A 16971-nucleotide genomic window follows, 5' to 3' on the forward strand; every position below is an offset into this window, starting at 1 on the left:
ACTCCGTCGCTCAAGAACGGAGGCTTCAGACCTGATGACCGAGGATGTCCCGTATGCCCTGGAAAAACACTGAGTCTCGCTACAGCACCATGACGATCGCCCTGCACTGGTTGATGCTGGTGCTACTGGCCGTGGTTTACGCCTGTATCGAATTTCGCGGCATCTTCCCCAAAGGCAGCGGTGGTCGCACGCTGATTGTCGAAGCCCACTTCATGCTCGGCCTGACAGTGTTTGCGCTGGTCTGGCTGCGCCTGTTCGCTCGCGCCCAGGGCGTAGCGCCGAAGATCCTGCCCACCCCGCCCCACTGGCAACGGCTGCTGTCGACCCTGATGCACTGGGCGCTGTACCTGTTCATGATCGCCATGCCGATCCTCGGCTGGCTGACCACCAGCGCCAAGGGCCATCAGGTGATGTTCTACGGCCTCGACCTGCCGCTGCTGCTGGCCGAGAACAAGCCACTGGCCAAGCAGCTCCAGGGCTGGCACGAACTGCTGGGTACGGTCGGCTACTGGCTGATCGGGCTGCACGCCCTGGCCGGGCTCTACCACCACTACGTGATGCGCGACAACACTCTGCAACGCATGTGGCGCAAGCGCGGTCAGGCCTGAGCCAACAGCCCGCGGCGGCCCTGCAGGCCGCCGGTATGCACAAAGATCAACCGGCAACCCGGGGCGAAACGCCCGGCCTGGACCTGTTCCTGCAACGCCAGCAGGGCCTTGCCGGTGTACAAGGGTTCAAGCGGTAGAGCGCATTGTTGTTCAGTGAGCCGGATAAAACCGCTTAACACTTCATCGACCTTGGCAAAACCGCCGCGGCTGCTGTCCAGCAGTTGATAACCGCCGCAGCCCTGCCCGGCCTCTTGCAAGATCCCCTCGACCTGCTGCGCCACCCCGTGATCCTCGGGAACCGCCAGGGCGCCGTAGACCGGATGCGCTCCGGCCTCCGCCAGCACCAGCCCGGCCAGGGTAGTGCCCGTGCCGGCGGCCAGCCACCAGCCGTGGTAGTCGCTCCAGCCCAGGCTCGGCAACTGCCGCCGCACCTGATCGCGCAGGGTCATGCAGCCCGCTGCGCCGGCCAGGCCACCGCCGCCTTCGGGCACCGGGTACAACTCCGGATACCGGGCCTGCCAGGGCGTCCAGAAACCCGCCTCGTGGCGCGCGCGATAACCGCCATAGCCCAGCCAGTGCAGGTGCATGCCGAAGGCTTGCAGGTCGAGCACCGTCGGTGTGTCCTGTGGATGGCCACGCAACAGACCCACGGTGGGAAAGGCAAAACGCCGGCCAGCAGCGGCCAGCGCATGCAGATGATTGGAATGGGCGCCCCCCAGGCTGATGATGCCGTGGGCACCGGCGGTGCGTGCCGCCGCCAGGTGTTCGGTCAGCTTGAACCACTTGTTGCCGCTGATCAGCGGGTCGATCAGGTCCAGGCGCAGCACCGCCACCTCGACCCCGGCCCGCGACAGCCAGTCCAGCTCCAGCCGTTGCAGCGGGGCGTGGGGTAACCAGTCGAAGGATTCGGGGAAGGACATCGGCAGCGGGGGTTCGGGGAAGAAGCTGCGCAGTCTATCAGCTCCAGGCCCAGGCTCATCCTTGTAGCCGCTGCCGTAGGCTGCGAACGGGTTCGCAGAACCCGCAAGACAGGCAACCGCGCTCGCTGGTTGCAGCGCGATTGCCCGCTGGGCGAGTCCTGCGGCCTCGTGCCCAGCCTACGGCAGCGGCTACAGGACGGCAGGCCGTTACAGCTCGGCCGCCAGACGCGAACCCTGGTTGATGGCGCGCTTGGCGTCCAGTTCGGCGGCCACATCGGCACCACCGATCAGGTGCACGTTCTGCCCTGCCGCCACCAGGCCGTCCTGCAGTTCACGCAGCGGATCCTGGCCGGCACAGATGACGATGTTGTCCACCGGCAGCACCTGGGGTTCGCTGGCCTCACCGATACGGATATGCAAGCCGGCATCGTCGATCTTCAGGTACTCGACGCTGTTGAGCATCTGCACCTGCTTGTTCTTCAGACCGGTGCGATGGATCCAGCCGGTGGTCTTGCCCAGGCCGTCGCCGACCTTGGTCTTCTTGCGCTGCAAGAGGAACACCTGCCGCGCTGGTGCATGGGGCTCGGGCTTGATCCCGGCCACGCCGCCACGGGCCTGGAGCTGGGTGTCGATGCCCCATTCCTTCCAGAACGCCTGGCGATCCTGGCTGGTGGCCACACCCTGGTGCACGAGGAATTCGGAAACATCGAAGCCGATGCCGCCGGCACCGATCACCGCCACGCTCTTGCCCACCGGCTTGCGCTCGAGCAGCACGTCCAGGTAACTGAGGACCTTGGCGTGCTCCACCCCGGGAATCGCCGGCACGCGAGGGGCAATGCCGGTGGCCAGGATGATTTCGTCAAAGCCGCCGGCCACCAGTTGCTGTACATCGACGCGGGTGTTGAGGCACAGCTCGACATGGCTGGTCTGCAACTTGCGCTTGAAGTAGCGCAGGGTCTCGAAGAACTCTTCCTTGCCCGGCACTCGCTTGGCGATGTTGAACTGGCCGCCGATCTCGCTGGCGGAATCGAACAGGGTCACCTGATGCCCACGCTCGGCGGCCACGGTAGCGGCGGACAGGCCCGCCGGGCCGGCACCGACCACGGCAATCTTCTTGATCTGCTTGACCGGCAGGTAGTTCAGCTCGGTCTCGTGGCAGGCGCGCGGGTTGACCAGGCAACTGGTGAGCTTGCCGCCGAACGTGTGGTCCAGGCACGCCTGGTTGCAGCCGATGCAGGTATTGATTTCGTCGGCGCGGCCTTCGGCGGCCTTGTTGACGAAGTCCGGGTCGGCCAGGAATGGCCGCGCCATGGAGACCATGTCGGCATCGCCCTCGGCGAGGATCTGCTCGGCGACTTCCGGGGTATTGATGCGGTTGGTGGTGATCAGGGGAATGCTCACCGAACCGCGCAGCTTGGCCGTCACCTTGCTGAATGCGGCACGCGGCACCTTGGTGGCGATGGTGGGGATCCGCGCTTCGTGCCAGCCGATCCCGGTGTTGATCAGGGTGGCGCCGGCCTGCTCGATGGCCTGGGCCAGTTGCACGATCTCTTCCCAGGTGCTGCCGCCTTCCACCAGGTCGAGCATCGACAGGCGGAAGATGATGATGAAGTTCGGGCCCACCGCCTCACGTACCCGACGGACGATTTCCACCGGCAGGCGCATGCGGTTTTCATAGCTGCCGCCCCAACGATCGGTGCGGTGGTTGGTGTGGGCGGCCAGGAACTGGTTAATGAAATAACCTTCCGAGCCCATGATCTCGACACCGTCGTATTCGGCCTTCTGGGCCAGAGTCGAGCAGGTGACGAAATCGCGGATCTGCTTCTCGATGCCTTCCTCGTCCAGCTCCTTTGGCTTGAACGGGTTGATCGGTGCCTGGATGGCGCTGGGAGCCACCTGCTTGGGGCTGTAGGCATAACGCCCGGCATGAAGGATCTGCATGCAGATCTTGCCGCCGGCCTCGTGCACCGCACGGGTCACGATCTGGTGCTTGAGTGCCTCATCTTCGGTGGTCAGCTTGGCGGCGCCGGAATACACCCCGCCCTCATCGTTGGGGCCGATGCCGCCGGTGACCATCAGGCCCACGCCGCCCCGGGCACGCTCGGCAAAGTACGCCGCCATGCGCTCGAAGCCGCCGGGCTTTTCTTCCAGACCGGTGTGCATCGACCCCATCAGGGTGCGGTTGCGCAGGGTGGTGAAACCCAGGTCGAGGGGGGCCAGCAAATGCGGGTAAGGTGCTCCAGCCATGGTGTCACTCCAGATCGGGCAATCACGGAAAAATGCGGAAGCTCTGCGGCTTCCATCAGTAGTGCTGCACAGACTAAGAGCAGAACATCGGGCACTCAATGACCGTAACTGACAACTTAATGATCAGAACGAACACCCTTTTACCATCCCCCCCTTCCTATTAAAGTGCCGCGTAGGCCAGCGCGGCCAGTTGCTGCGGACGGGGATCGATCATGGTGTGCCGGCCCGAGGTGGTGGTGACAAAGCCGAAGCTCACCTCGCGTTCGGGGTCGGCAAAACTGATCGGGCCGCCCAGGCCGATATGACCGAAAGTCTCGGGCCCCATGCCGAGGGAGGCAGCCGGATCGGCCGGTTGCTCCATCATGCAGCCCAGGCCATAGCGCATGGGGCGTCGCCAGATGCGATCCATGTCATTGCTGTGCTCACGGGTGAACTCACTCAACAGGTAGGGCCCGATCAGGCGGCCCCCCAGCAATGCGCTGTAAAAGCCGGCCAGGCCATGGGCGGTGCTGTGGCCGTTGACCCCCGGCTGCCGATAGGCCCACCAGCGGGGGTCGCAGGTGCGCCGGGGGACCATGCCCGGGTTGGTAAAGGCCAGGGTCGCGACATGCTCCGGCTCGGCAATGATCACCTTGCGCAGGTCCTCCGAGTAGTAGTCGCCCACCCGCCCCTCGGCGGCATCGAAATGCGCGATACGCTCAAAATCCTGTTCCTCGACCCCCAGGTAAACCTCCAGGTCATGGGGCCGGGTGATCCGCTCGTGGATGAAGGTGCAAGGCTCTCGACCGTCGACCCGGCGAATCAACTCACCGATGACCCAGCCAAAAATAGTGGTGGCATACCCCAACCCGGTTCCTGGCTGCCACCACAATGGCTCGGCAGCCAGGATCTCAACCATGTGCTCCCAGTCATACATCATGGCGTTGTGATTGGGCCCGCGCAGCGCCGGTATGCCGGAGGTGTGGGTCATGACCTGGCGCACGGTGACCCGCCCCTTGCCGCCCTGGGCAAACTCGGGCCAGTAGCGGGCCACCGGCGCGTCGAGCTCCAGCTTGCCCTCCTCCACCAGCATCAGGGCAGCCACTGCGGCCAAGGGCTTGATGGTGCAGAAGGTATTGGCCAGGGTGCCGTGGTGCCACGGCTTGTTGCCCTCCAGGTCCGCCACGCCGGCCCACAGGTCGACCACGGTCTGGCCGCCGACCTGCACACAGAGCCCGGCGCCGCGCTCCTGGGGATCATCGAACATTGCCTCGAAGGCGTGCAGCACGGCTTCGAAACCCTTCGCACATGTTCCTTGCGCTTCCATTCTCAAAACTCCCATCCATCGTCATGCCGCCCTGGCGAGAGTCGGCCAGGGTCAGCATGAGTTAAAAACCGAAACCAAGAGGCCGGTTGCATTCGTCAACGGCAATGCAAACCTGTGATAACAAGAGCAATAGAGGTGCAAAAGATCTTCAGCCTCTGGACTGAAAGTGGACCGTATCCAACTTGAAACGATTTGCCCGCTTGTAGGTACCGAAGTCATTGAAACGAACTCCGGCCTTCGCCATGACTTCATGGGCATAGGGCGCCGTCATCTGTCGAAGATAAAAAGGATCTTTCACGACAAAATGATGAATACTGTGAGTACTGCCAAAGTTGAAACAGAACAACTGGAACGGCCACAGCAGCCAATGGTTCATTACTTGGGTTTGTTGTAGAGCATTGCGTGGCACAACATCACCGTAATAATGCATATTGGAACTGATGAAATACAGGCAGAATTGTCGAATCATATTCGGCGCAACAACAATGACCACTGCACAATCAATCACGTTCATCACTTGCAGCACTAACGGCGAACTTGGTGGCGGCACTCCTGCCAGGCCGCCCAGCCAGGTAGACAAGTGATAACCCAGGAACACATACCAGCTGCCCCAGTACAGGAGCCCGAAAGGGGTATTGAGGCGAATGATCCTGGCCAGCAGTTTCATTTTCTGCCGCCAGCCCGGCGCGCAGACCGCATTCACAAAGCCGAACAGGAAGCCATCCATCAGCTTCAGCAGCCTGAGAATGCCCCAGGGGTTGCCGCTGGTGGTGATCCAGGCCTCGACATCGGTGGCGGTTCCGGATTCCTTGTGATGATGAAAGTGCAGGCCGCGCCTGAGCCAGGGGCTGGGCATTCCCGGGCGCGTCAGCCAGCACAGCAGCATCATGAAGTTATGGGCCAGAGGCTGTTTCCGGAAATACAGACGGTGAATCAGGTCATGTTCAAGTTCATGAATGATCGAGGTCGACAGCGCGTTTACCAAGATGCACAACCACGCGGGCATGATGCCCTTCACATACAACACACCAGTCACCACCATAACTGTCACCGAAACAGCCATGGCACTTGCACCCAGGGCGTTCTGATAGTTCAGGACAGGATAGCGTCTGCGTAGTTCGTTACCATGCTCGGTAATTTGGCGGGTGACTTCTTCGATCTTTTGCTGGTCAGTTACGGAGCGACCGCAATCAAGTTCCTTTTCTATGGAGTTCATCACTTCATCCTTTGAAGAAAATGAGTGGAGGCGAACTTCAATAGAAAGACATACTTCGATAGCAAAACAACCAATTGGGCCGAAACGGCGGCTACAACTGATAAGTGGCCCCCTGGACCGCTGGTTTTTTTAACAACTGTTACGAATGACCCAGCAGTCCACTTTGGAACTATTAGTTCGCCACTACTGAACCTCTTCGGATAAGTCCCGAAGAACTTTCAATATTGCTTCATTGTCGAACAACCCATCAACGTGCAAAACCTGGAACTTCGACGAAAGTAGGGGCAACTGCACTAAACCTGACGCGCTCGACGCAGGACCGCAGCACCCTGCCAGCCCTCTCCCCCCTGAGGCGACATCGCAGGCGCAGCCCAGGTAAAAGCCCGAAACGCCACGGAAAATGACCCATTTCATGCAAAAAACCGCTCTAACACACTGTTTTCCTGTACCTTTGGTCCAAATATCCGAGAAATGTCACGATCCAGCACACGGCCGCTGACTGTTTTCCCATGCGCAAACTTCTCTACATCATCCTCACCCTGGCCCTGCTTGCCGCCATCACCAGCTACGCCATCTGGACCCGTGATCGTCCAGGGGCGCACTACCTGTCGGACCTGCGTATCCAGCTCGCGGTGGACCAGGGTGTGCCTGCCGACCACGGCAACCTGCTGGCAATCCAGCCCGAGCTGTTCCCCACCGACTACCAGAGCATCGAGCGCCTGCATCGCAAGCTTGCGGCCTACATGCAGCAAGCCCGTGACAAGGGCCTGGTCAATGACAAGACCATCGTCGTGCTGCCCGAGCATGTCGGCACCTGGCTGATGGTCAGTGGTGAAAAGAATGAGCTGTATCAGGCCACCTCTCTGAAAGAGGCAATGAACTGGCTGGCGGTGAGCAACCCGCTGCCGTTTCTCAAGGCGCTGATCAGCGCCAGGGGTGACAGCCGCCTGGACGATGCGTACCTGCGCATGAAGGCCAAGAGGATGGCTCGGGACTATCAGTCGTTGTTCGGCGGCCTGGCCAAGGAGTTTCATGTGACCCTGGTGGCCGGCAGCATCATTCTTCCAGAACCCAGTGTCAGCCAGGGCAACCTGCAGATCGGCAGCGGCGCCCTGTACAACAGCAGCCTGGTGTTTGGCAGCGATGGCCTGCCCATGGGCCAGCCCCAGCGGCAGATCTACCCGACCTACGCCGAAAGCGGCTACGTGAAGGGCGATGCCGACAAAGCGCTGGAGGTTATCGACACCCCGGCCGGGCGCCTCGGTGTGCTGATCGGCAGCGACAGCTGGTACCCCGACAACTACCGCAAGCTCAATGACCAGCACGCCCAACTGGTGGCGGTCCCGGCCTTTGTCATGGGCCGTGATGGCTGGGACAAACCCTGGCGCGGATACAAGAGCATCGCCACCCCCAGCGAAGTCAGCCTCAAGCCCGAGGAAGTCAGCGAGGGGGAGGCCTGGCATCGCCTGACACTGACTGCGCGCGCACCCAGCAGCCTGGCCAGCGCCGGGGTCAGCGTGTTCCTGCGCGGCCAGTTCTGGGACCAACGCAGCAGTGGCCAGAGTTTCATCAACAGCAACGGCCAGACCTTTGCCGACGATGGCAACCGCGGCGCCCGCCTGCTGAACATCTGGTTGTAGGCCAATGAAAACCCCACCGATGCGCCTGGGCGACTTGTCGGTGGGCTTCGTCCATAGCCTGGTGGACGCAGTCCTCAGCTACGGGCAGGACCCCACCCCCCTGCTGGAACAGTACGCCCTGGACGCCGCGCGCCTGGGCGAAGCCGGAGCGCGGCTGTCAATCCCGCGCTACATGCGCCTGGGCCACGGGGCGATCCAGCTGACCGGAGACCCGGCCCTGGGCTTGCGCATGGGCCGCCTGAGCCGGCTGAGCCAGGCCGGCCTGGCCGGAGTGACCGCAGCCCAGGCCCCCACCGTGCGCGAAGCCGCCCGCTGCCTGACCCGCTTCGAAGCTCTGTATGGCTCCAACTATCGCGGCCAGTCGAGCTTTCACGAGGATGCCAGCGGCGCCTGGCTGTGCTTCTACTCCATCAGCCCGTACAACGCCTACAACCGCTTCGTGGTGGACTCGATCATCTCCGGCTGGCTGCAGCAGTTGTCCAGCGTCGCCGACCAGGCGATCCACGCCGAACAGATCGATATCGAATTCCAGCGCCCGGACTACCACGAGGCCTATGCGGTGCTCGGCCCCACGCCTATCCAGTTCGGCGCCGAACAGAACCAGCTGCGCCTGAGCCAGGCCAGCCTGGGCCTGCGCAACCCGCAGCATTGCCCGAGCACCTGGCGGCATCTGGTGCAGTTGTGCGAGAGAGAACTGGAACAACTGACCCGCACCCGCAGCCTGCGCGAACGCATCATTCAGATGCTGGGGCCGTTGCTCAATGGCGGCCGCGAGCCGGACCTGGAAGAAGTGGCGATGCGCCTGAAGCTGCCGACCTGGACCCTGCGGCGCAAGCTGGCGGAAGAAGGGACGCAGTTCCGGGCAATTCTCAATGACACCCGCCGCGACCTGGCCATGACCTACATTCGCGATACTGAACTGGCGTTCGGGGAGATTGCCTATCTGCTGGGCTTTGCCTCAGCCGAGGCGTTTCAACGGGCCTTCAAGCGCTGGAATGGCCAGACCCCCGGGGATTTTCGCCGCAGCCACCGACAATTCGGCTAGAGAAACGGTAAAAAAAACGCCACCGGCGTTACAGCTCGGTGGCGTCTTCTGCAGGTTCCAGAGGATCCAGCTCGAAAGCCTGATACTCCAGCAGTTCCTCTTGGTATTCGTCCATGGCGGACTCCTTTTTCCGTTGTTGAAAGACCTTGTTCAATAGCCCTGTGCCTAATGACCATCGGGATCAGCATAAAGTGCCGGGATGACAGAAAAAATACTACCCCCCAGGTCAGGATTTCTATCATTAAAACGTAACAGCCCGTGAGGAATTTAACCCTCGAACACAGATGCAACTGCAACGATTGCAATTGCAATCATATTTGCCAATCCGTTAGGGTAGCCGCTCTCCCCCCTTGCGGACGGCGCCGAGCATGAACCCATCCTCACTTTTCCCCACTCGCCACAAGGCCCTCGCGCAACAGGCGGCCCAGGCCTGCCTGGACCTGCTCAGGAGCGCCCGCCCCCCTGGCGGTTCGCCACTCAACACCGTGCTGGAGATGGCCAATACCCTGGAGCTGGACCGGCGCACCGCACGCCAGTCCTTTGTGGTGCGCAGCCACAGCGCACCACAAAGGAGTACCCGGATCAGCGCCTGGCCATTGTGGTTCTCCACCGACAGCGCGGAAAAACCCCTGCTCTATCTGCACCGCTGCAGTTCTTCGGCGCAGTTGTGCGCGGTCAGCGCCGAGACCGCGGCGCGGGGCATCCTGTGCAACGACAGTGAGACCCAAACCTCCCCATGGCCCAAGGGTGCCGACCCGTCACTGGCGTTGTGGCTGGCCCACAACCCGCACTGCCTGCCATTCGACCCGGCCACTGGCGCGGAGGCCGAGGCGATTATCCTGGAGGCCCTGCAACGCCTGTATATCGAGGGCCAGCCAGGCTTCTACTACCTGGCCCTGCATGACCATGAGCTGCAACTGGAACTGACGCCCGAGCAACGGCAAGCCGCATTGCAGGGGATGTACAAGGTGACGGACACCACTGCCCACCCAGCGGCGGGGCGCGTGCGACTGCTGGGCGCCGGCCGGGCGTTTGCCCAGGTCAGGGCCGCGGCGGATCTGCTGCAGCGTGATTGGAAGGTGGCCAGCCAGCTCTGGAGTTGCCCCAGCTACACCCGCCTGGCGCGGGAAGCGGCTGCGGCGCAGCATTGGAATCGCCTGCATCCTGGGCAGGAGAAGCGCGGCTCACACCTGCAGCGCTGCCTGGCGGATGACTCGGCGCCCGTGATTGCAGTGACTGGCTACGGCCAGGCGGTGGCCGAACAGCTACGCCCTCACCTCAAGGCCGAGCTGGTGGCCCTGGGCACCGACTCCTTCGATGCCGCCCGCGACCCGCGACGCGGCCGCTGCCCCGAGGCTCGCTGGATCGCCGTGCTGGCGCTCAAGAGCCTGGCAGACGCTGGGCAATTGCCCATGCAATGCGTGGAACAGGCCATGGCGACCTATGGCCTGCCCTGACGGTACCGGGCTCAGCTTTTGGAGCCTGTGTCGCCACCATTGGCCGCCGCCCGGGCCAGGGTCGCGGTGCGTTCCAGGGCATCGGCAAAGGCGTGTTTCTGCTCGCTGTCCAGTTGCGAAAGAAACAGCTCGGCCACTGTCGCCTCGTAGATTTTCCACATCTTCTTGCGCAGCTTTCGGCCTTCGTCGGTGATGCTGACAAAGGCCGCGCGACCATCGCCCTCACAGCGCGAGCGCTGCACCAGGCCGTCTTTTTCCAGGCGATCCACCAGGCGTGTGAGGTTGTAGCGCTCGATGGCCAGCACATCGGCCAATTCGTGCATGCGCCGGGTACCTTCGGCGCCGCTTTCCAGGCCCCAGAGGGCGTCGTACCAGGCGTACGCCGGCAAGCCGGCCTGGGCCAGGCGGCGCTCGATTTCGCGAATCACCGTCCGGTGAGCCCTGACAAAACGGAACCAGACATCGGGCTCTTTTGAAGACATGCCACACCATCCGAAGGTTTGAAGAAGGGTTGCAATAGTAGCGCATGCCGGGATAGATTCGGCCATGTAGTTGCAATTGCAATTACTTTTCCCGGCGCCGAATACCCTCCGATTCCACAAGAATCCGCGCGCTGGAACCCCGCCCAACACGGAGCCAGGTATGACCCAGAACAACAGTGCAACCCTCGATAACGATCCCCAGGAAACCCGCGAGTGGCTCGACTCTCTGGAGTCGGTGCTGACGGTGGAAGGTCGCCCGCGGGCCCATTACCTGATCGACCAGTTGCTGGATTTCGACGTGGCACGCCACGGCGACTTCCATGGCCGGGTGACCACGCCCTACATCAACACCATTGCCCCCGATCGGCAGCTGCCCTACCCCGGCGACCTGGAGACCGAGCGCAAGCTCAACGCGATGATCCGCTGGAACGCCATGGCCATGGTGCTGCGCGCCGGCAAGCATTCGGGCGTGGGCGGCCACATCGCCACCTATGCTTCGGCAGCCGTGCTCTACGACGTGGGTTTCGATCATTTCTTCCGCGGCCGCAGCGACAGCTTCGACGGTGACATGGTGTACATCCAGGGCCACTCCTCCCCAGGCATCTACGGCCGCGCCTACCTGGAAGGCCGGATCAGCGCCGCCCAGCTCGACAACTTCCGCCGCGAGGCCGACGGCCAGGGCATTTCCTCCTATCCGCACCCCAGGCTGATGCCGGACTTCTGGCAGTTCCCCACTGTGTCCATGGGCCTGGGGCCGATCACCGCGGCCTATCAGGCGCGTTTCATGCGCTACCTGGAACTGCGCGGGCTCAAGCAGCACCAGGGGCGCAAGGTCTGGGCCTTCCTCGGCGACGGCGAAATGGACCAGCCCGAATCCCTGGCGGCGATTTCCCTGGCCGGGCGGGAGAAACTCGACAACCTGATCTTCGTCGTCAACTGCAACCTGCAACGCCTCGATGGCCCGGTACGGGGCAACGCCAAGGTCATCCAGGAGTTCGAAAGCCTGTACCGCGCCGCCGGCTGGAACGTGATCAAGGTGATCTGGGGCAGCGGCTGGGACGCGCTGCTGGAGAAGGACCGCAGCGGCCTGCTGCGCCAGCGCATGATGGAGTGCGTGGATGGCGACTATCAGAACTACAAGTCGCAGAACGGCGCCTATGTACGCGAGCATTTCTTCGGCAAGTACCCGCAATTGCTGGAGCTGGTGGCCGATCTCTCGGACGAGCAGATCTGGAAGCTCTCCCGGGGCGGCCACGACCCGCTCAAGGTCTACAACGCCTATGCCGCCGCAGTACGCCACAGCGGCCGGCCCACGGTGATCCTGGCGAAAACCGTCAAGGGCTTCGGCATGGGCGAGGCCGGCGAAGGCCAGAACATCAACCACCAGCTGAAGAAGATGGGGGCCGAGGCAGTGAAGGCCTTCCGTGATCGCTTCGAACTGCCGGTCAGCGATGAGCAACTGGCTGAAATGCCCTACCTCAAGCCCACGGCGGACAGCACGGAAGGCCGTTACTTCGCAGCCTGTCGCAGCCGCCTGGGGGGCTATGTGCCGGCTCGCTACAACGACTGCGCACCGCTGCAGATCCCGGCCCTGGAAGCCTTCGCCACCCAGCTCAAGGACACCGGCGACCGGGCGATCTCCACCACCATGGCCTTCGTGCGCATCCTCGGCACCCTGCTCAAGGACCCGCAGATCGGCAAGCGGGTGGTGCCGATCGTGCCTGACGAGTCGCGCACCTTCGGCATGGAAAGCCTGTTCCGCCAGATCGGCATCCACTCGGCGGTGGGCCAGCTCTATACCCCACAGGATGCCGGGCAACTGAGCTACTACAAGGAGAGCAAGGACGGCCAGATCATGCAGGAGGGCCTGAACGAATCCGGGGCGATTTCCTCATGGATCGCCGCCAGTACCTCCTACAGCAACCACCAGGTCATGACCCTGCCCTTCTACATCTTCTATTCGATGTTCGGCTTCCAAAGGATCGGTGACCTGGCCTGGGCCGCCGGCGATGCGCGGGCCCGGGGCTTCCTGCTGGGCGCCACGTCCGGGCGCACCACGCTGATGGGCGAAGGCCTGCAGCATGACGACGGCCACAGCCATATCCTCGCCTCGGTGATCCCCTGCTGCATCTCCTACGACCCGACCTTCGCCTATGAACTGGCGGTGATCATCCATGAAGGCATGCAGCGCATGTATGTGCAGCAGGAGGATGTGTATTACTACATCACCCTGCTCAACGAAAACTACCCGCAACCGGCCATGCCCGAAGGTGCTCGCGAAGGCATTCTCAAGGGCTTGTACCGCTTCAGCTCAAGCACCGCCCAGGGCGCCAAAGCCCCGCGGGTGCAACTGATGGGCAGCGGCTCGATCCTGCGCGAGGTGATCGCCGCCGGGCAGCTGCTGGAGAAGGACTTCGGGGTGCAGAGCGACATCTGGAGTGCCACCAGCCTCACCGAACTGCGCCGCCAGGGCCTGGCGGCGGAGCGCTGGAACCTGCTGCATCCGCAGCAGCCTCGGCGAGCGGCCTATGTCGAGCAATGCCTGGAAGGCCATCAAGGCCCGCTGGTGGTGGCCACCGACTACATGAAACTGTTCGCCGACCAGATCCGCCCCTTCGTCGAGGGTCGGCGCTTCGTCGCCCTGGGCACCGACGGCTTCGGCCAGTCCGATACCCGGGAAAACCTGCGGCAGTTGTTCGAGGTGGACCGGCATTTCATCGCCCTGGCGGCGTTGAAAGCCCTGGCCGATGACGGGGAGATACCCTACAGCCAGGTCGGCGAAGCCTTGAGCCGCTATCGGATCGACGCTGAAAAAGTCGACCCGAGCTCGGTCTAGGAGCCTTAGTGCCCGCTGCTCGGCAGGGCCGGAATCGGCTCGCTGGGCGGCGGCAGGTTGCTGGCCGGTGGCGGCGTGACGGTTTGTGTGGCGGGCGCTGGCTCGCTGCTGGCTGCCGGCACTATCGGCGCCGCCTCGGCCGGAGGAGCCAGGGGTTGCGAGACCGCAGGCTCAGGCTCGGTGGCGGGTGCCGGCGCGGCCACAGGGGCAGGCTCGACCACTGGCTGCGCCTTGGGCTCGGGCTTGGCTGGCGCCTCGGGCTTGTTCTCGGGAACCCCGAGGTCGGCCTTGGGTTTCTCTTCGATATGCGCCGCCTTCTTCGCTTCCTGGGGCAGGAACAACTCCACCAGGGCGAAATAGCGGTCATAGAACTTGGCCGAGGACACGGTTTCGCTGGCCACCTTGACCATCGAATCATCGGTAGAGCCGATCGGCATCGACACCGAGCCCAGCACGCCCACGCCGAGGCTGGCCGAGTTGTTCACCTTCTTCAGCGCATAGCGGTCCTGCAGGGCGTTGGCGAACATCGTCGAACGCTGGTCGCCGCTGCCGTCCTGGGCACAAACCACGTTGAAGCTGATTTCCAGGTGGGTCTCGCCGGTCTGCTGGAAGCTCTTGTGGCCGCTGACCAGCTTCGGATCGTTGCTGGTGATGATGTAGCCCTGGCTGAGCAGGGCACGCCGCGCGGCCTCACAGGAGGCGGCATCGCTCACCGGGTAATTGCGCGAAAACGTGCCGGAATCATCGAAGCTTTCGTGCTCGTAGATGGCGGTCTTGTGCGACGAACAGCCGGCCACCGCAGACAGCAGCAACACCCCGGCCGTGGCGCGCAGATGAAATGATTTAAACATCGAGAATCCTGAGGAAAACGCTCCGGCGCGTATTGTGCAACAGATCAGCGTCCCGCAGCGCGGGTAATTGGTGCCTTAAATTTCTCATCAGTTTACTGACCACTGTTTGCCGGAAAAAGTCGCTCGCTCAAGTGCTCGATCAACACCCGCAGCTTGGCCGCTGCATGCCGGCTCGAGGGCCACAACACCCAGAAGGCGCCGTTGTGCTCCAGGTATGGGTCGAGCACGGTTTGCAACTCGCCACGGCGCACCGCGGCCTGGACCATGAAGTCCGGCAGGCAGGCAATGCCCAGCCCGCTGCGCGCCGCGTGCTCCACCGCCTCGATGGAGCTGCTGGTCAGGCGAGTGGGCAGCACCGGCTCCGGCGCATCCGCTTGAACCTTGAAGGGCCAGGCCTCGAGCTTGCCGGTGTGGTGAAAGGTATGCCGCAGGCAGGAGTGACTGCGCAATTCCTGCGGGGTCTGCGGCACGCCGCGCTGCTGGAAATAGCCGGGGCTGCCCACCAGCACCATGCGAAAGCGCCCCAGCTGCCGGGCCAGCAACCGCGAGTCCTTGGGGTTGCCGGTGCGCACTACCAGGTCGAAACCCTCTTCCACCACATCCACCATGCGATCGGAGAGGTCGATATCCAGCTCGATCTGCGGATAGCGTTGCATGAACTCGGCCAGTACCGGCATCAACAACCCATGGACCTGCGGCGCGCTGACCCGCAGCTTGCCCACCGGCGCGCTGGAAGAGTCACATAGCTGGAACTCCGCCGCCTCGACTTCGGCGGCGATCCTGCGGCAGCGTTCGAGGAATCCGGCGCCTTCGGCGGTGAGGCTGATGCTGCGGGTGGTGCGATGAAACAGACGAGTCTCCAGGCGCTCCTCCAGACGGGCAATACTTTTGCCAACCGCCGAGGAAGAGACTCCCAGAAGGCGCCCCGCTTCGGTGAAGCTGCGGGTTTCCGCCACCTGCATAAACACCGGGATACTGCCGAGCCAGTCCATCGCGTCGCTCCGAAATTAAGGACACCTGTGTCCGATAAGTTCGGAACCTTAGCCTATTTTTCCGCCATGAACAGCGCCCTACCCTAGTCCCCTCACTTCCGAACCCACCCATCGGGGCCTTTCCATGAGCAATTGCGTCAATGCCTGCGAACCCTTGCAAGTACCTGCCACAACCCACGAACGCCTGCCTGTCGGCGGCCTGCTGGCCCTGGCCACTGCCGGGTTCATCACCCTGATGACCGAAACCCTGCCCGCCGGCCTGCTACCGCAGATGAGTGCCGACCTGGGCGTGTCTGCAGCGCTGATCGGCCAACTGGTGACCGTCTACGCCCTGGGCTCACTGCTGGCGGCCATTCCGCTGATCCTCCTCACCCAGGGCTGGCGGCGCCGGCCCCTGCTGCTGATCGCCATCGGCGGTTTCGCCGTGGTCAACAGCATCACGGCCCTCTCCACCGAATACAGCCTGATCCTGGTGGCGCGCTTCTTTGCCGGAGTCTTCGCCGGCTTGCTCTGGGCCCTAGTGGCAGGTTATGCCAGCCGCATGGTGGCGCCACACTTGCAGGGCCGGGCGATTACCCTGGCCATGCTCGGCGCGCCGCTGGCGCTGTCGGTGGGCATGCCCGCCGGGACCTGGCTGGGCGCCCTGCTGGGCTGGCGCATGAGTTTCGCCGTGATGACTGTGCTGACCCTGGGCCTGATCGGCTGGGTACTGGTGCAAGTGCCGGACTTCCCCGGGCTGCGGGCGCAGAAGCGGCTGTCGCTGAGTCGTGTCCTGACCCTGCCGGGGATCCGGCCGGTACTGTTCGTGACCTTCGCCTATGTGCTGGGCCACAACATTCTCTACACCTACATCGCGCCTTTTCTTGAGCCGGCCGGGCTTGGCGGGGAAATCGAGCGGGTGTTGCTGGTGTTCGGCCTGGCCGCCTTGCTGAGCATCTGGCTGGTGGGCCTGCTGATCGACCGCTGGCTGCGTGAGCTGGTACTGGCCAGCTGTCTGCTGTTTATCGGCTCGACCCTGCTGCTGGGCCTGCTTGGCGACCGGCCACTGGCAATCTATGGGGCAATCGCTATCTGGGGGCTGTCCTTTGGCGGCATGGCCACCTTGCTGCAGACTGCGCTGGCCAAGGCCGCCGGCGAGCACGCCGATACCGCGCAGTCGATGCTGGTGACCCTGTGGAACCTGGCAATCGCCGGTGGCGGCCTGGGCGGCGCGTTGCTGCTGCAGGGGCCGGGCGTGGCCACCTTCCCCTGGGTGATTGCCGCCCTGTTGCTGGTGACCTTGCTGGTGGCGATGAACGCCCGGCGCTAGGGCTTCCCTGCCCGAGCTTAAAATCCGGCGCCCGGCTCGGGTGGCCGGGGCTCCAGCACCAG

At 63.3% G+C, this 16971-nt stretch carries 14 protein-coding genes; 6 read left to right on the forward strand and 8 right to left on the reverse strand.

What is annotated here, in order from left to right:
* Positions 1–53 precede the first annotated feature (53 nt).
* Positions 54–608, forward strand: a complete 555-nt coding sequence (locus ACUXVH_RS14175; RefSeq protein ID WP_011062254.1) for a cytochrome b — start codon at positions 54–56, stop codon at positions 606–608.
* Here ACUXVH_RS14175 and ACUXVH_RS14180 read toward each other — a convergent pair.
* From ACUXVH_RS14180 to ACUXVH_RS14195, 4 genes are all read right to left on the reverse strand, one after another.
* Positions 599–1528: a 1-aminocyclopropane-1-carboxylate deaminase/D-cysteine desulfhydrase gene (locus ACUXVH_RS14180; protein WP_065363215.1), complete on the reverse strand. Its 930-nt coding sequence runs from the start codon at positions 1526–1528 to the stop codon at positions 599–601. The two genes, ACUXVH_RS14175 and ACUXVH_RS14180, sit on opposite strands and share 10 nt — an antisense overlap.
* A 207-nt stretch (positions 1529–1735) precedes the next feature.
* Positions 1736–3775 carry an NADPH-dependent 2,4-dienoyl-CoA reductase gene (locus tag ACUXVH_RS14185; protein ID WP_065363214.1) on the reverse strand — a complete coding sequence of 680 codons (2040 nt, stop codon included), beginning with the start codon at positions 3773–3775 and terminating at the stop codon, positions 1736–1738.
* A gap of 160 nt (positions 3776–3935) precedes the next feature.
* On the reverse strand, positions 3936–5081 hold the full coding sequence (locus tag ACUXVH_RS14190; RefSeq protein ID WP_065363213.1) for a serine hydrolase domain-containing protein: 1146 nt from the start codon (positions 5079–5081) through the stop codon (positions 3936–3938).
* 148 nt (positions 5082–5229) lie between these two features.
* Positions 5230–6297 (reverse strand): fatty acid desaturase, encoded by a 1068-nt coding sequence (locus ACUXVH_RS14195; RefSeq protein ID WP_065363212.1) that lies wholly within the window; start codon positions 6295–6297, stop codon positions 5230–5232.
* Between the two features lie 509 nt (positions 6298–6806).
* Here ACUXVH_RS14195 and ACUXVH_RS14200 point away from each other — a divergent pair.
* Together ACUXVH_RS14200 and ACUXVH_RS14205 are read left to right on the forward strand one after the other, a co-directional pair.
* Positions 6807–7937, forward strand: coding sequence for a carbon-nitrogen hydrolase family protein (locus tag ACUXVH_RS14200; RefSeq protein WP_019093771.1), 1131 nt, complete (start codon positions 6807–6809; stop codon positions 7935–7937).
* A 4-nt stretch (positions 7938–7941) separates the two neighbouring features.
* Positions 7942–8982, forward strand: a complete 1041-nt coding sequence (locus tag ACUXVH_RS14205; RefSeq protein WP_015636341.1) for an AraC family transcriptional regulator — start codon at positions 7942–7944, stop codon at positions 8980–8982.
* A 28-nt stretch (positions 8983–9010) separates the two neighbouring features.
* Here ACUXVH_RS14205 and ACUXVH_RS14210 read toward each other — a convergent pair whose 3' ends face one another.
* Entirely contained in the window at positions 9011–9136 is a 126-nt protein-coding gene (locus tag ACUXVH_RS14210) for a hypothetical protein (RefSeq protein WP_011062261.1), read from the reverse strand.
* 214 nt (positions 9137–9350) lie between these two features.
* Between ACUXVH_RS14210 and ACUXVH_RS14215 the strand changes: the two genes are divergently transcribed.
* Entirely contained in the window at positions 9351–10439 is a 1089-nt protein-coding gene (locus tag ACUXVH_RS14215; RefSeq protein WP_065363211.1) for a transketolase-like TK C-terminal-containing protein, read from the forward strand.
* An 11-nt stretch (positions 10440–10450) separates the two neighbouring features.
* Here ACUXVH_RS14215 and ACUXVH_RS14220 read toward each other — a convergent pair whose 3' ends face one another.
* A complete protein-coding gene (locus ACUXVH_RS14220; RefSeq protein WP_011062263.1) occupies positions 10451–10921 on the reverse strand; it encodes a MarR family winged helix-turn-helix transcriptional regulator in 471 nt (156 codons plus the stop codon).
* 160 nt (positions 10922–11081) lie between these two features.
* On the opposite strand from ACUXVH_RS14220, the gene aceE reads away from it, so the two are divergent.
* The gene (gene aceE, locus ACUXVH_RS14225) at positions 11082–13757 is read left to right on the forward strand and encodes a pyruvate dehydrogenase (acetyl-transferring), homodimeric type (RefSeq protein ID WP_065363210.1); all 2676 of its coding nucleotides are present in this window, start codon (positions 11082–11084) and stop codon (positions 13755–13757) included.
* Positions 13758–13762: 5 nt separating this feature from the next.
* Here the strand turns inward: aceE and ACUXVH_RS14230 are convergent, their stop codons facing one another.
* Together ACUXVH_RS14230 and ACUXVH_RS14235 are read right to left on the reverse strand one after the other, a co-directional pair.
* Positions 13763–14608 (reverse strand): DUF2242 domain-containing protein, encoded by an 846-nt coding sequence (locus ACUXVH_RS14230; protein WP_011062265.1) that lies wholly within the window; start codon positions 14606–14608, stop codon positions 13763–13765.
* Between the two features lie 92 nt (positions 14609–14700).
* Positions 14701–15600, reverse strand: coding sequence for a LysR family transcriptional regulator (locus ACUXVH_RS14235; protein WP_011062266.1), 900 nt, complete (start codon positions 15598–15600; stop codon positions 14701–14703).
* 124 nt (positions 15601–15724) lie between these two features.
* Between ACUXVH_RS14235 and ACUXVH_RS14240 the strand changes: the two genes are divergently transcribed.
* Positions 15725–16909 (forward strand): MFS transporter, encoded by a 1185-nt coding sequence (locus ACUXVH_RS14240; RefSeq protein ID WP_445495163.1) that lies wholly within the window; start codon positions 15725–15727, stop codon positions 16907–16909.
* Positions 16910–16971 lie beyond the last annotated feature (62 nt).

The sequence above is a fragment of the Pseudomonas sp. 8(2025) genome (assembly GCF_052665325.1).

What these genes read in the sequence shown, in the direction of transcription:
- ACUXVH_RS14175 (WP_011062254.1), top strand. Translation starts at nt 54, where the DNA reads ATGCCCTGGAAAAACACTGAGTCTCGCTACAGCACCATGACGATCGCC.
- ACUXVH_RS14180 (WP_065363215.1), bottom strand. Translation starts at nt 1,528, where the DNA reads ATGTCCTTCCCCGAATCCTTCGACTGGTTACCCCACGCCCCGCTGCAA.
- ACUXVH_RS14185 (WP_065363214.1), bottom strand. Translation starts at nt 3,775, where the DNA reads ATGGCTGGAGCACCTTACCCGCATTTGCTGGCCCCCCTCGACCTGGGT.
- ACUXVH_RS14190 (WP_065363213.1), bottom strand. Translation starts at nt 5,081, where the DNA reads ATGGAAGCGCAAGGAACATGTGCGAAGGGTTTCGAAGCCGTGCTGCAC.
- ACUXVH_RS14195 (WP_065363212.1), bottom strand. Translation starts at nt 6,297, where the DNA reads ATGAACTCCATAGAAAAGGAACTTGATTGCGGTCGCTCCGTAACTGAC.
- ACUXVH_RS14200 (WP_019093771.1), top strand. Translation starts at nt 6,807, where the DNA reads ATGCGCAAACTTCTCTACATCATCCTCACCCTGGCCCTGCTTGCCGCC.
- ACUXVH_RS14205 (WP_015636341.1), top strand. Translation starts at nt 7,942, where the DNA reads ATGAAAACCCCACCGATGCGCCTGGGCGACTTGTCGGTGGGCTTCGTC.
- ACUXVH_RS14215 (WP_065363211.1), top strand. Translation starts at nt 9,351, where the DNA reads ATGAACCCATCCTCACTTTTCCCCACTCGCCACAAGGCCCTCGCGCAA.
- ACUXVH_RS14220 (WP_011062263.1), bottom strand. Translation starts at nt 10,921, where the DNA reads ATGTCTTCAAAAGAGCCCGATGTCTGGTTCCGTTTTGTCAGGGCTCAC.
- aceE (WP_065363210.1), top strand. Translation starts at nt 11,082, where the DNA reads ATGACCCAGAACAACAGTGCAACCCTCGATAACGATCCCCAGGAAACC.
- ACUXVH_RS14230 (WP_011062265.1), bottom strand. Translation starts at nt 14,608, where the DNA reads ATGTTTAAATCATTTCATCTGCGCGCCACGGCCGGGGTGTTGCTGCTG.
- ACUXVH_RS14235 (WP_011062266.1), bottom strand. Translation starts at nt 15,600, where the DNA reads ATGGACTGGCTCGGCAGTATCCCGGTGTTTATGCAGGTGGCGGAAACC.
- ACUXVH_RS14240 (WP_445495163.1), top strand. Translation starts at nt 15,725, where the DNA reads ATGAGCAATTGCGTCAATGCCTGCGAACCCTTGCAAGTACCTGCCACA.